Here is a 15,382-nt window from a genome sequence, read left to right as displayed (position 1 = left end):
ATAATAAGGTGTAATATGAAAAAGATAATAGCTTCTTTATTGCTTATGAGTAGTGCAATAAGTATGAATGCAGCGGTTAACGTGAACCGCATTGAACCTACCGACTGGTATGTGGGCATGAAAGATGCTTCGCTCCAGCTGATGGTGTATGGCAAGGATATCAAGAATGCCGATGTAACGGTAGACTATCCGGGTGTGAAGGTAGACAGCATCGCCCGCCTTGATTCTCCTAACTATCTCCTGGTTTATCTTAATCTCAATGGGGCAAAGGCTGGTGAGATGACCCTCAACTTCAAGCAGGGCAAACAGTCGAAGAAGGTAAAGTATGTGTTGAAGAACCGTGAGATGGCGGGCGACAAGCGCATCGGTTTCTCAAATGAGGACGTGCTCTATATGCTGATGCCAGACCGTTTCGCCAACGGCAATCTGAAGAATGATGCCTTTAAGACGATGCGTGATAAGACCTGCAACCGTGCAGAGCCTAGTCTGCGACATGGTGGCGACCTGGAGGGAATCCGCCAGCACTTGGATTATTTCAACCAGTTGGGTGTAACCGCTCTGTGGTTTACCCCGGTTTTGGAGAACGACAGTCCAAGTAACGGCAAGAACAGCAGCTATCATGGCTATGCTACCACCAATTATTATCGTGTAGACCCACGTTTCGGAACCAATGCCGATTATAAGCAGCTGATAGATGAGGCTCACAAGAAAGGTTTGAAGATTGTGATGGATATGATTTTCAACCATTGCGGCTTCGAACATCCTTGGGTTGCCGATATGCCTTCAAAGGACTGGTTCAATAAACCTGAATGGCTGGCTCCTGAAAATCAGACTGCCGAGCATCAGAAGAACATCGGTACGGTGGATGGCGCTGCTAAGGTGAACGATAAGTATCTGCAGACCAGTTATAAGCTGACTCCGGTACTTGATCCATACGCCAGCAAGGTAGATCTTACAGAAACCGTAGACGGCTGGTTTGTTCCAACTATGCCTGACCTTAACCAGCGCAACCCACACGTTATCAAGTATCTGATTCAGAACAGCGAGTGGTGGATAGAGAGTGCAGGTATCGACGGCATCCGTATGGATACCTATCCTTATGCCGACCGCGATGCGATGGCACACTGGATGAAGGTGCTGGGCGAGGAGTATCCTCACTTCAATACCGTAGGCGAGACTTGGGTAACCGAACCAGCCTATACTGCAGCCTGGCAGAAGGACAGCAAACTTTCAGAGAAGAACAGCTATCTGCCAACCGTTATGGATTTCGCCTTCTTCGACCGCATCAATAGTGCAAAGAAAGAAGAGACCGATGACTGGTGGAACGGCATGAACCGTCTCTACAACGTGTTCTGCTACGACTATCTCTATCCTAATCCAAAGAGCGTAATGGCATTCATCGAGAATCATGATACCGACCGCTTCCTGGGTGAAGGCAAGGATACCCTGGCTTTGAAGCAGGCGCTGTCATTGCTTCTTACCATCAACCGCACTCCTCAGCTCTATTATGGTACAGAGGTGCTGATGAATGGTACCAAGAGTGTAACCGATGGCAATGTACGCAAGGACTTCCCTGGCGGTTGGGCTGGTGACAAGCACAATGCCTTTACGGCAGAGGGCAGAACACAGGCAGAAAACCAGATGTTCAACTGGCTCAGCAACCTGTTGCACTGGCGTCAGGGCAATGAAGTGATTACCAAGGGCAAGCAGACCCAGTTCTGTCCTCAGAAGGGTGTTTACGTAATTGCCCGCCAGTATAAGGGTAAGAATGTGATGACGGTTATCAACGGCAAGAACGAGGCAAACGAACTGAATGTTTCCCGTTATGCAGAGATTATCGGTTCTCATGACAAGGCTACGGATGTTACAAACGGTCGCACCGTTCTTATCAACAAGAACGTGAAGCTCCGTCCTCGCCAGAGCATGATTCTTGAATTCTAGAAAAAAACTCAAGAAAGTGCCTAACGGTGTTATTTTACACTGATAGGCACTTTTTTTCTTGTATTTATTCTTTTGTTTCGATTATTCTTCGTACTTTTGCAAGCATAACCTATATAGATAAATGATTAGATACATTTTTTCCATCATAGCAGCATTCTTCATAACCTTGAGCAGTTGGGCGCAAGGTGGACTGCCTAGTCGCTATAATGTAAGCTATCTCAATATGGCTGCAGGTATGCCGAATAATTTTGCTGATGATATCTTTCAGGACTCTTACGGCTTCGTATGGATCAGTACGCATGGTGGTGGACTGGTACGCTACGATGGTTTCAATTTCATGAACTTCGGTTTGGGGTCTGTAGGAATCAGTCTGCGAAGCAACAGTTGCCGTAATGTCTGCGAAGATCCGTTCAAGCGTCTTTGGATAGCTTTTGAGGAAGGTCCGCAGGTGCTCGACCTCAATACCATGCAGCCTGTTGTTCCACCTTGTGTGAACAGCCAGGTAGAGGCACAACTCAACAAAGTATTCAAGAACCTTTGCACCCGAATATATTGTGATGCAAAGGGCAATATATGGATGCTGTCTTTCAACCAGCTTACCCGTTTCGACTTTAACGAAAAGGGCGAGGTGAGCAGCGTCTTGTCCACATCCTATCCTTATAATGCTCCCGACCTCGGAATCTGTGATGTCTATCGCAGAGGAACGGTTGTATTATGCAACAATGGAGTGGTGAGCGAGTTTTCTGTGAAAAACAATCAGCTCGTAGCAAAGAATATCTCATCCCTGTTTCCTCCGCTCGAAGGCTGGTATGCCGGTGCCATCATCTCATACCATGGCAAGATATGGATGGGTACGAATCGCGGATTGTTTAATAGTGCAAAGCAGGAATTCCATTGCTCTGCTACCGACCATTCGCTCCAGCACGAAGTAGTGACGAGCCTTGCTGTTTCTCCAGATAACAAACTTCTGGTAGGAACGCTCTGTGGCGTAGATATCTTCAATGATAAGACCGGAGAGATAGAACATTGGAACACTGCTACGGCTGTGAATCCGCTGAGCAGCAACTTTATCAATAGTCTTTTCTCTAAGAACGGACAGATATGGGTAGGTTCCGAGACAGGTGGTGTTATCAAGCTGGCTCCACGTCAGCTGATTTTGGAATTCTACCGTCACGACCCCGCCAACCCAGGCAGCATCTCTCCCAACGCAGTCAATGCCATGTATGCGGCAGCTGACGGAACCCTGTGGGTAGGAATTGTAGAGGGAGGTCTCAATGCCTTGACTCCAGGCAGCATGAACTTTGTTCATTATACGGTGGCAAATTCCGGTTTGCCGCATAATACCGTCTCGGTACTTGCAGCCGATAACCGCAATCAGCTCTGGATTGGTACCTGGGGTAGGGGCTTTGCTGTGATGAATCTCAGTCAGCCGGGCAAGATTATTCCTCTGGTGATAGATGCTAAGCATCAGCATTTACTTAACTTTGCCGGTGCTTTGGCTTACGATCCTATCAATGATGGTATGTGGCTCGGAACCAATGATGGTCTCTTCTTCTATGATATGAAGCGCCGCCAACTCATCGAACCTTTCAAGGGATGCCAGAATGTGCGCGGCTGCATTGGTTCTCTGATAACCCGAAAGGGCAAACTCCTGATGGGTTGTGTGCAGGGAATGGTAGAGGTCGACCTCAAGTCGCGTGCTCATGGTAAGGGCGATTTCGCTGTAACGTATCATCAGTATAAACTCGACAATCCGAAGAGTGGAGTCTTCGATAAGATATTGTCTTTCTGCCAGGCTAAGGATGGAAAGATATGGATGGGCAGTAACGGCTACGGTCTGTATTGCTATACCAGCGATAAAAACGGAAAGACTCAAGTGAAGTCGTATACCACGAATAATGGATTAGCCAACAATACCGTGAAGGGTATTGTAGAGGACAACCAGGGTATGTTGTGGATAGCTACCGATAACGGACTCTCTATCTTCAATCCGAAGACCGAGGCATTCTGCAGTTTCTCCCGTGAAGACGGTCTGATCAGTTCGCAGTTCTATTTCAATGGTGCCATCCGCAATGCCAAGGGCGAGATATTCCTGGGCACCGATGCGGGTATGATGGCTGTAAAGGGCATAAACCGTTCTGTGCATCAGACGGGTAAGTTGTGCTTTACCGAACTTCTGGTAGATAACCAGCCTGTCTTTGCCGGCAGCGATTATCTGGAAGAAGACATTTCTATTGCCAGAAAGTTGCGTATCCATGAGAGTGATAAGTCGTTCACCCTCTTTTTCTCAGCGCTCAATTATGGATGCGAGACACAGGGCGTGTACCTTTATCGCATGAAGGGATACGAGAATGAATGGGTTCAGCTCAAGGCTGGTCAGCATAGTGTGCGTTATTCCACTCTGCCAGCTGGAGACTATAAGTTTGAGGTGAAATATATCCCATCTATCAATTCCGACAAGGAGCAGGTGATCTCTGTAGAAGTTCAGATTACTCCTTATTTCTGGAAGAGCTGGTGGTTTGTTGCTCTTATTATAATAGGTATCATTGCCTTGCTCCAATATGCTTATGTGCGCCGTCTCAACAAGATGCGCGAAGAGGAAGTTGAGGCTCTGTACCGTCCTATCGAGGCAGCGATGAAGGAAAGTGATGAACCAGAAAAGCTGCAGAGTCGCATCCAGATGATTCTGCAGAACCAGAAGCGTTATCAGGACAGTCAGAAAAAGAGCATTGAGGCTGACAGGAAGATGGTAGAGGAGACTATGCGTCCATTCATGGAAGAAGTGATGGATGTGATGGAGAAGAATTACGATAATTCGGAGTTTGGTGTACAGGAACTGGCAGATGCCTTGGGTGTATCCCGCAGTGTACTGAGCAAGAATCTCTCCAAGGAGACAGGTTTACCAACAGCCCAGTTTATCCGCAACTACCGTCTCGACATCTCGCGCAAGATGATGGCTGATAAAACTTCCAACCGAAATATTACGGAGATAGCCTACCGTGTAGGCTTCAACGATCCGAAGTATTTCACCCGTTGCTTCACCAAGCAGTTTGGTATCTCGCCGACTGCATATAAGGATCAGTTGGATTCTCAGGGTTCAGATATGGCATAGTTCTCCTTGGATTCTTCGGAGAAATAATGTTCCTGGATGTGATAATTTGTTAAGTAAACAAAATAAAACCGTGGGGTTGCTTGATATAAGTCAAGTAACCCCTTGTTTTGTATGTGTGGGTACACAACTGGTGGATAAGCACGTAATATCCTTAAAAATCCACTGTTTATGCGGTTTGTCCACCTATAAAACCCAATTGTCCACCCAATATAATCCGGTTAATTGTACTTTTGCCACTGAAATTTGATGGTTGATGTCTAGTTTAGCTGACATTTATCATTTCATCCGCAACCTAAAAAAAAAACGGACGAAGCAAAAATATTAAAAATAGAATAAACAAAGTATAAACTTAAAAATTGATAAGCAATGAGGAAACAATTATTCTCTATGATGCTATGCCTAGGTGCTGTTGGTGGTGCTTCTTTTGTTACCCCAATGCCTGCAATGGCTGCAGTTGCACAAGATCAGGTGATCACGGTCAAGGGACATGTTGTAGATGATCAGGGTGAACCTCTGATTGGTGCAACAGTTAAGACTAAAGATGCCAAGACTGGTGCAGTTACCGACTTAGATGGTAATTTCGAAATTCGAGTAAAGGCTAATGCGACTCTTTTCGTGAGCTATCTTGGCTACAAGGAGCGTGAGATTGCAGTGCGCGGTCGTGCCATTATCGAATCTATCCAACTCTCTGCCGACAATCAGGTGCTCGACCAGGTTGTAGTAGTGGGTTATGGTACACAGAAAAAGGCAGACCTTACCGGTTCTGTATCTATCGTAAATGCTGAGGAGATGAAGAAGGTGTCAAACTCTAACATCTCTACTATGCTTGAAGGTAAGGTTGCCGGTGTGCAGATTACATCAGACGGTCAGCCTGGTGCAGATCCTAGTGTGAGAATTCGTGGTATCGGTTCTTTCGGTAGCACAGCTCCTCTTTATGTCATCGATGGTGTGCCAATGGGTACCACTATCCGTGACTTCTCTCCAAATGATATCGAGACCATTCAGATTCTGAAGGATGCTTCTGCGGGTGCCATCTATGGTTCTCGTGCTGCGAATGGTGTCGTTATTATCACTACCAAGAATGGTAAGAAAGACCAGCCTCTGAAGGTGAACTACTCCGGTTACTTTGGTGTTGACCAGATTCCTGGCGATGTATATGATGTAATGAACGCCGACCAGTATAGCAACTATCTGGGTCAGGCTTGCAAGAATTCCAACACTCCTCTGCCTGGCGGTTACAAGATGGGCGAGGATGGAATGTATCATTTCCAGGACGAAACCAACACAGATTGGTTTGACGAGGTATTCAAGACCGGTATCCGACAGAACCACAACGTAGCCCTCAGCGGTGGTAGCTCTCACAGTACTTATAATGTATCTCTCGACTACTATAACCAGAAGGGTACCTTGGAAGGTGCAGGTCCTAACTACGAGCGTTACACAGCCCGTGTGAACAATACCATGGACACCAAGTTCGTGAAGTTTCGTACCAGCATGGTTTACTCTCACTCTAACCAGGACAACATGGGTCTTTCCAATGCCTCAGAGTATGTCCAGGGTCTGTATGGTGATGTAACCAACGTGCTCCGTGGTACACTTCTGATGCAGCCAACCATCAAGGCTTACGATAAGTCAACATGGGTTCTCGATGACAAGGTAGGTGCTGCAAACGGTTATCGCTACGATGCTTACGGTTATGGTGTTTACTATGATGGCGTACATGGTGATATTTCAGCTTCTAACCCATTGCTGGTTAATAACCTCCTGCAGCGCAACACCTTGGTTGACCGCTTCGTAGGTACCGCTTCTGCCGACGTAGATTTGTTGGGCATGGTAGGTATCAAGAGCAAGAACCATGGTCTTCACTATAATGTAAACCTCTCTTACAGCAAGACAGAGGCAAAGGATAAGACCTGGATTCCTTCCTGGATTCAGAGCAACCGTGTATATCTTGCCAAGGAGAATGAGCGCCTTACCAAGGGCTCACGCAACTACAGCGACGCCTTGGTTGAGAATACCATCACATACGATGGCAAGATTGGCAAGCACAACATCAACCTGCTCGCCGGTATGACATACGAGGAGGAAAATACCAACCTCCTGACTGGTTGGGGTATCAACTTCACTGAGCCATACTTCCTCCAGCTTCAGAATGCCAAGAATACTTACTCTGAGTCATACGAGTATAAGCATAGTCTGGCATCGTACGTAGGTCGTTTGAACTACAACTATGATGAGAAGTATCTGCTTTCTGCAGTAGTACGTCGTGACGGTAGCTCCCGTTTGAGCAAGAACATCCGTTGGGCAACCTTCCCATCTGTATCTTTAGGTTGGCGCTTCGATAAGGAGAAGTTCTTCCCTATCAGCCGCGACATCGTTAACATGTTCAAGATTCGTGCCAGCTATGGTGAGCTCGGTAACGAGAACATTGGTGAGTACCAGTATATGGCTAGCATGAACCGTAACAACATGACTTACAGCTTCGGCAACAGTCTTGTAACCGGTTCTGCCGTTTCTACCTTCGTGAACAACGATATCGCCTGGGAGAAGAAGAAGACCACCAACGTGGGTATCGACCTGGCAATGTTCAACAACCGTTTGGAGTTCACTGCCGAGTGGTATAAGAACAAGTCAGAAGACCTGCTTTACTCAGTTCCTGTGCCAGCACAGACCGGTGTATCCAACACCTTTGTAACCATGAACGCTGCCTCTATGGAGAACAGTGGCTTCGAGTTCAGCGCTACCTACCGCAACCGCGATCATGCCCTCAAGTATGATATCAGCGCCAACGTAAGTACCTTGAAGAATAAAGTAACTTCTCTGGGTATCGGTAAGAATTCATACATTACGGGTGCATACGCTACTTACGTAGGTCAGGAGATTGGTAAGTTCTATGGTTGGGTTTACGAGGGAATCGCCCGTACACAGGATGAACTTGATGGACATGCAACCCAGCAGGGAGCCAATGTTGGTGATTGTCTCTACAAGGATATCTCAGGTCCTAACGGAGAACCAGATGGCGTAATCGATGCTTACGACCAGACCGTATTGGGCAGTGGTCTTCCAAAGGTGAACTTCGGTTTGAGCACTCACATGGAGTATAAGGGTTTCGACCTCAACATCTCAACCTACGGAGTTTTGAATTATCATGTATCAGATGATATCTATAACAGTTTGAACTCTTGCTACGGCTATGGCAACAAGGAAGTAGGAATGCTGGATGCCAACCGCTGGTCAGAGGATGGTTCTACCTACCTCTCTAGTGTTCCACGCACCTATGCAGCCAACAATGCAACATTAGGCTGGAACGACCTCTTCAGCTCTCGCAAGATTCAGAATGCTGCTTACTGGAAGATAGCCAACGTAGAGTTGGGCTACAACTTCCCAGACAAGTGGTTTGGTGGATATGTAAGTGGTGTACGTCTCTATGTATCAGCACAGAACCTCTACACCTTCACAGGCTATCATGGATATAATGTAGACTACGCTGGCGGTACCTTTACCCCAGGTTATAACTTCTGCTCTTTCCCAAGTGCCAGAACGTTTATGTGCGGTCTCCATTTCACATTCTAATAATGAGAATAGACAAGAATAAGATTCATTATTATTTAAAAGAACATTTGATATGAAACTATATAAATTATCATTAGCTCTCTTCCTTGGCCTCGGTGCTATGGCTACCACATCTTGCGAGGACAAGTTGGATGTTACCAATCCTAACCAGCAGACCACCGGTACCTTCGGTTTCAATGCTGATGATCTGGAGGAGTGCGTTATTGCAGCATACAACCATATTCGTATGGAAGGTTCTTCGGCACGTGTGGGTTATACCCTCGATGTGACACGTGGCGATGAGGTATGGAACTCATCACAGGTATGGTACATGCCATTCGATGACATGAACGACCCTGTGACGGATGAAATCTCCATGTGGCCTTGGCGTGAGGCTTACTATACTATTAATGTATGTAACTTCATTCTTTCACGTACCACAGGCGATGATGCTTCGCTCAGCGAAAGCATGAAGCGAATCAAGGGACAGGCTCTCTTCCTCCGCGGTTATTCATACTATACATTGGCAGGATATTACCAGAATCCTGCGCTGATAACTGATTATGCCAACTATTCTTCTCTGGATGGTCTCTATGGCAAGAACAGTACCTACGACGATGTGCTCGATCAGGTAGAGAAGGACTTCTCAGAGGCAATGACTCTCCTCCCATCACGTGATGAGGGTGGCGAGTGGGCAAAGGGTCGTGCTACCTGCGGTGCTGCTGCCGGCTACTATGCCCGCACTCTGATGCAGCGCCATAAGTATAGCGATGCACTCGTTGTACTCAAGGACATCATGAACAAGAAGTATGGCTCTTACAAGCTGATGGCCAACTATGGCGACAACTTCCGTGAGGGTTCTGCTTATGAGAACAATGCCGAGAGCCTCTTCGAAATCCAGTATCTCGACTACGGTTCACAGGGTGTAGATGATGAGTGGACTCCTGGTAATACCAGTCCTAATGCTACACAGGGTCATGCCGTAGAGTCTAACTTCGCTCCAGGTAGATTCGGTGGATGGGCAGACCTCTCAGCTTCTCCATGGTTGTACAACCTCTTCAAGCAGGAGCGTACCACAGCTGGTAAGTTGGATCCACGTCTCTACTGGACCATCGGTACATACGAGACAGACTGGGTTGGTTTTGAGAATGGTAACGTAGCTTACAAGAGCGAGATGACAGCTTCTGATACCATCATAACCAACAACAACTATGGTGGTCTTCCTATCGCTAAGTGGACCAATTTCCGTACCAACCTTTATGATAAGGTGACAACCGGTCTTCATTGCGGTATCAACCTCCGTATGATGCGTTACTCTGACGTTTTGCTTCGTGCTGCAGAGTGCGAGAACGAGGTGAACGGTCCTACACAGCAGGCTATCGACTGGATTAACCAGGTTCGTGAGCGTGCCAACCTGAAGGATTTGAGTCTCTCAGACTTCGATACCAAGGATAAGCTCTTCGAGCAGATTGCCAATGTAGAGCGTCCAAAGGAGTTCGGTTGCGAGTATGGTCGTGGTTTCGATTTGATTCGTTGGGGATTCTTCTATGATCAGGGTCGTTTGGCTCAGTTGAAGGAGCACGGAACCTTCCGTCGTTCTCCATACAAGGCAAAGGAGTCGGTAAGCTACTCTTTGGTAGGTGTTGATTCAGAGGTGAAGAGCTCTTACGATACATACGTACCAGGTCATGAGTTCCTGCCTATCTATCAGGGCTTGTTGAATGATAACCCTAACTTGACAGGTAACTCAGCTAATACGAATACGGATAACTCATCTGATTTCTTCGGAAGAGGTTGGACTGTTCATCCTGTAGTTAACTTGGGCAACTAATAATATCTATTCCTATGGGGGGTCTTAAGGATAGCCCCATAGGAAAACCAAAATAACAATTTATATATTTATAATAGGATATAATATGAAACGTCTAAATAAATTAGCAGCCGTCTTCTGCGTGGCAGCCATGGCATTGACAGCGATTACAGGATGTGAGGGAAGTGACATGTTTAGCGTCAACTCTCCTGATTGGCTCTCTGAAAAGATTGATTCAATCGAAAAAGCTAACCAATCTACAGAGGAAGTGCTCGTAGGTATGAATGAGGATGTCTATACTGTAGGTAATACTGATTTCTCTTCAGGCTTTTGGACTTCATTCTCAAAGTATTATTTGGTTCAAGACAACCAGAAGTGGAATGCCGTGTTCAATCTGAACATCAATCCTTCTGCGACTAACACCTATAAGAACTTTGCCCTCGTCATCACCAATGATGTGGATCGTGGCGGAACAGGTTATACCGAGTATGGTGCTATCCGTTTTGATAACCAGCCAAGCGGTAACTCTGAGTGGGGTGACCATATCGACAGAAGCTGCGTGCAGAGTAATCTCACCTTTGAAACTGATACAGACAAGGGTGTAGATAAGTTGGGTGGTAAGGTAACATTGACGGTTGACCGTTCCCGTGTAGATACTTTCATGGTGAAGATTACCAATGGTACTGTTACCAAGACCTACATTCAGCCATCTAAGATTGCTAATCTGAATGCAGACGAGAGCAATACCAACATCCGTTGCTTCCTGGTACCTGAGGGCTCTTACATCGATTTCATGCAGAGCAACGTAGAACCTATCGGCGGTTATACATCTGCCCAGGATAAGGCTCCGGTTTCTATGGTGTTGAACAATGTTCCTGCCGAAGTAGACGAGAATACACCCCTAGAGAAGGCAATGGAGAATGTATCTGCTACCGTAACCTTCGAGGAAGGTATAACCAAGGTAATTCCTGCCAAGGAACTTTATTTCTCTCCCATCAACGATATGGATGTTTCTGGCACCAAGAACCTCATCGTCATCTATAACAAGACATTCAAGGGCGAGAATGCTTCTACTCCTATCGTTGCACAGAAGACATTCGAAGTTGTGCCAGCTATCACAGCTCTCCATATAGTAAGTGCGCCTAAACGTCTTGACTATACATATTATGAAGCTTCTGGTATAACATTGCCAGAAAATGCAACTTTGGCTTTAGATGTAAAAGGCTTGGCAGTACAAGCTACATATTTGGATGGCAAGACTCGTGACATTGCTCTTGATAAGTTAACTTTCTCTAGTGTACCTATGAAGGTTGGTAAGCGTGCTATTACGGTAACAGCAAAAAATGGTGTTAAGACAACTTTCGATGTTAATGTAACGAAGAGTGCTGCTACATTCGTAACCCCTAGCCCTGCAGTCTTGGGTGCAGAGGATTGCACTAGTCCATGGTGGAGTGCTCACCTTGATGCAGATGTTCATGTCCCTTCTGGTGAAGTTCGTGCATTCTCTCTGACTAATTATGGCGCAGCTGCTAATTTTAACAATTATGTAATAGTCCTCCGCAAGGCTGATTTGAGTGAGTATGGTGTGTTCCGTTCTGACAACTGGGGATGGGGCGCCGCTGTAGGTGGTGATGGTGCTCCTAGTATCTCTCATGCAGGAACTCAGGGTGAATGGGCAACTTGGCTTGCTGGTATGAATGGTGCCAAAGTACAAGTTTATGTAGCCAATCAAAATGGTAAGGTTAATATTTTGGCAGTGATGGTTGGTACTACAGGACAGGTTTCTACACAGTATTATTTGGATATTCCTGTAGAGGCTGATGATGTCAATGTTGACTTTACTGTAGATAGCAGCTGCTTGAAGTTCGATTCTACATCTTCTGCTCGCAAGCACTATACTCGTGCTCACCGCAGATAATCCTCGAAGAGAAATCTTTGGCAAAACTATAATAATAAAGGTAGGTCTTGATGCTAACAGGCTTCCATAGACCTGCCTTTATTAGAAAGAAAATATAAAGGATATAAAAACTAACTAAACGTAAGGAAACAATGAAGAAACTTCATACTTTAGTACTATTGCTCGCTTGTACTTTGGCGGTAGGCTGTAGCAGTGGAGGCGATGACCCAATTGACGATCCAAAGCCTACACCAACTCCTACGCCTACTCCAACACCTAGTGATCCAACGGATGCCGACTTAGCAAACTACAAGTGCCCAACCTATGTTGATAACTATGTATCCATAGCCGACTGGAGTAAGCGTAGCCAGTGGAATCTTGCCAATGTGCACGACCCATCGGTGATGAAGGCAGCCGACGGCTATTATTATATGTATCAGACTGATGCCAGCTATGGCAATGCCCACGATGGTCATGGACACTTCCATGCTCGTCGAAGCAAAGACCTCGTAAACTGGGAATATCTCGGTGGTACGATGAAGGTGGCTCCTGCTTGGGTGAAGGCTAAGTTGAACGAGATTCGTGCTGAGCAAGGTTTGGCTCCTATCGCCAACCCAAAATATGGCTATTGGGCTCCTTGCGTAAGAAAAGTGAAGGATAATCTTTATCGTATGTACTATGCCATCGTGGTGGACAACTACATCAAGACAGGTGGCATTACCTATGATGGCTCTTGGACGGAGCGTGCCTTCATCGGTATGGCAGAGACTACGGACCCAGCCAGCAACAAGTGGACAGACAAGGGTTTCGTGATTTGCTCTTCTTCTGATAAGGGTAAGAACTGGACTCGCAAATCGAACAGCGACTGGGACGGCTACTTCAAGTTCAATGCCATCGACCCTTCGTTCATCATCACACCTAATGGCGAGCACTGGCTTATCTATGGCTCTTGGCACAGCGGTATCGCTGCCGTGCAGTTGAACCCAGAGACAGGCAAGACCTTGAAAGAACTTCCTAAGTCATACGGTACAGCAGATGAGATTGCTCCTTACGGAAAGCTTATCTTCACTCGTACCAACGGTAGTCGTTGGCAGGGAGCTGAGGCTCCTGAGGTTGTATACCATGATGGATATTATTATCTCTTCTTGGCTTACGATGGCTTGGATGTTCCTTACAACACCCGTGTGCTTCGTTCCAAGAATGTGGACGGTCCTTACGAGACGATGAACAACAGAGTGACTAATGCAGCCAATGGCGCAGGTGACAATCCTACCGTCTTGACTCATCCTTATAAGTTCAGCCAGGGATATGGTTGGGTAGGCATCAGCCACTGTGCCGTCTTCGACGATGGCGCGGGCAACTGGTATTATGTATCCCAGCAGCGTTTCCCACAGAATGTAGGTGGAAATGCTTATAGCAACGCCCTGATGATGGGTGGCGTGCGCAGTATCAAGTGGAATGAGAACGGATGGCCTGTTGTCATGCCTGAGCGTTATGGCGCTGTGCCACAAGTGGCTATCAAGGCTAGCGAACTGGCTGGCACTTGGGAAGGTATCGACCTCGCTTATGAGTATGGCAAACAGCGCGTCAGCACCGAATTTACACTCAATGCCGACGGCTCAATGACGGGTGGTACGGCTTGGCCTAATGTGAAGGTATGGAACTTTGATACTTCTTCTAATACACTCACCATCGGTACTACCAAGCTCAAGGTACAGCGTGAGGTTGACTGGGAGGCTAGTCCTCGCAAGTTGACTATCGTATACTCTGGCGTCAGTGGTAGCAAGAGCTTCTGGGGCAAGAAAAAATAAATGTTAGTTAGTTTTTAAGGTATAAAAGAATCTAAGTAGAATCTTTGGGGGAGTTAAGCAGTGAAGCTATGACTCCCCTTTTTTGTTAAAAAAATAGAGAAGATATACAGATGAAACAAACTGCAATGAAATATTTTGGCATTGTGGCGATAGCCATGATGCTAGCGCCAGCTGAGTCTCGTGCACAACAGCCTTTGGTTGTAGATACTCCTTTTGTCCACGACCCCGTGATGGCGTATGAGAATGGCAAGTACTATCTCTACTGCACAGGTCATGGCATCACGCAGATGACTTCCACCGACCGCAAGCATTGGACCATCGTTCCTCAGGGCGTGCTCAAGAACAGCGAGATTCCGGCATGGGCGCATGATAGTGTGCCAGGTTTTACCACGCATATCTGGGCTCCGGATGTTATCCGCTTCAAGAACAAGTGGTATCTGGCTTATTCCTGTTCCACCTTTGGCAAGAATACTTCTGCCATCGGCTTGCTGAGCAATACTTCCTTATCTGATAAGGATGGATGGAAGGATGAGGGCTGCCTCGTCGCCTCTAAGGGCGATAGAGACAACTGGAATGCCATCGATCCGAATTTCATTGTTGATGAGAAGGGAAACCCTTGGCTTACCTGGGGCTCTTTCTGGGATGGCATCCAGATGATCAAGTTGGATAAGAAGTCGATGCATGTCAAGAAGGGCGCCAAGCCTCAGACCATCGCCCGCCGTCATGCCGTAGGCGATGCATCAGCAGAACCGAATCCTACTTCTAAGTTTGCCGGTACCAATGCCATCGAGGCTCCTTTCATCATGAAACATGGTGGTTATTACTATCTCTTCGTGAGCTGGGATTACTGCTGCCGTGGCATCAAGAGCAACTATCGTGTTGCCGTGGGCAGAAGCAAGAAGGTTGCCGGTCCTTATCTGGATAAGGCAGGCAGAGACATGCGCAATGGCGGTGGTACGCTGATTCTGGAAGGCGATAAGAAAGAATATGAGGCGATGGGTCATTGCTCTGCCTACTCTTTCCCTGATGGCGATTTCTTCTTCTGTCATGGTTACAGCATGCCAAAGAATGGCGCCAGCATCCTGGTTCAGAAGAAAGTCAACTGGACGGAAGATGGGTGGCTGACGCTGGAATAGCCTCGATTTTTAAAACACGGACAAATTGAATTTGTCCGGCTCTTTGTCCGGTGGCTTGTAAGTTCTTGAAAATAAGAATCTTGTGAGGATGCGGGCAATTTGTCCGGACAAATTCAATTTGTC

At 46.7% G+C, this 15,382-nt stretch carries 7 protein-coding genes; all 7 read left to right on the top strand.

The window, feature by feature from the left end:
* Window positions 1-15: 15 nt before the first annotated feature.
* The gene (locus KUA48_RS07415) at window positions 16-1,941 is read left to right on the top strand and encodes a glycoside hydrolase family 13 protein (RefSeq protein WP_218432223.1); all 1,926 of its coding nucleotides are present in this window, start codon (window positions 16-18) and stop codon (window positions 1,939-1,941) included.
* 121 nt (window positions 1,942-2,062) lie between these two features.
* A complete protein-coding gene (locus KUA48_RS07410; protein ID WP_218432222.1) occupies window positions 2,063-5,053 on the top strand; it encodes a two-component regulator propeller domain-containing protein in 2,991 nt (996 codons plus the stop codon).
* Window positions 5,054-5,419: 366 nt separating this feature from the next.
* Window positions 5,420-8,626 carry a TonB-dependent receptor gene (locus KUA48_RS07405; RefSeq protein ID WP_153094606.1) on the top strand — a complete coding sequence of 1,069 codons (3,207 nt, stop codon included), beginning with the start codon at window positions 5,420-5,422 and terminating at the stop codon, window positions 8,624-8,626.
* A gap of 52 nt (window positions 8,627-8,678) precedes the next feature.
* Window positions 8,679-10,436, top strand: a complete 1,758-nt coding sequence (locus KUA48_RS07400; protein WP_153079998.1) for a RagB/SusD family nutrient uptake outer membrane protein — start codon at window positions 8,679-8,681, stop codon at window positions 10,434-10,436.
* Between the two features lie 85 nt (window positions 10,437-10,521).
* Window positions 10,522-12,333: a bacterial Ig-like domain-containing protein gene (locus KUA48_RS07395; RefSeq protein ID WP_218432221.1), complete on the top strand. Its 1,812-nt coding sequence runs from the start codon at window positions 10,522-10,524 to the stop codon at window positions 12,331-12,333.
* 131 nt (window positions 12,334-12,464) lie between these two features.
* A complete protein-coding gene (locus tag KUA48_RS07390; protein WP_153079996.1) occupies window positions 12,465-14,123 on the top strand; it encodes an arabinan endo-1,5-alpha-L-arabinosidase in 1,659 nt (552 codons plus the stop codon).
* Between the two features lie 110 nt (window positions 14,124-14,233).
* Window positions 14,234-15,259, top strand: a complete 1,026-nt coding sequence (locus KUA48_RS07385) for a family 43 glycosylhydrolase (RefSeq protein ID WP_218432220.1) — start codon at window positions 14,234-14,236, stop codon at window positions 15,257-15,259.
* Window positions 15,260-15,382: the final 123 nt, after the last annotated feature.

Source organism: Segatella copri (genome assembly GCF_019249795.2).
Taxonomy (GTDB): Bacteria; Bacteroidota; Bacteroidia; order Bacteroidales; family Bacteroidaceae; genus Prevotella; species Prevotella copri_B.
This window is presented reverse-complemented; position numbering and strand designations above follow the sequence as displayed.

Coding starts and splice junctions, on each gene's coding strand:
- KUA48_RS07415 (WP_218432223.1), top strand. CDS start 16: ATGAAAAAGATAATAGCTTCTTTATTGCTTATGAGTAGTGCAATAAGT.
- KUA48_RS07410 (WP_218432222.1), top strand. CDS start 2,063: ATGATTAGATACATTTTTTCCATCATAGCAGCATTCTTCATAACCTTG.
- KUA48_RS07405 (WP_153094606.1), top strand. CDS start 5,420: ATGAGGAAACAATTATTCTCTATGATGCTATGCCTAGGTGCTGTTGGT.
- KUA48_RS07400 (WP_153079998.1), top strand. CDS start 8,679: ATGAAACTATATAAATTATCATTAGCTCTCTTCCTTGGCCTCGGTGCT.
- KUA48_RS07395 (WP_218432221.1), top strand. CDS start 10,522: ATGAAACGTCTAAATAAATTAGCAGCCGTCTTCTGCGTGGCAGCCATG.
- KUA48_RS07390 (WP_153079996.1), top strand. CDS start 12,465: ATGAAGAAACTTCATACTTTAGTACTATTGCTCGCTTGTACTTTGGCG.
- KUA48_RS07385 (WP_218432220.1), top strand. CDS start 14,234: ATGAAACAAACTGCAATGAAATATTTTGGCATTGTGGCGATAGCCATG.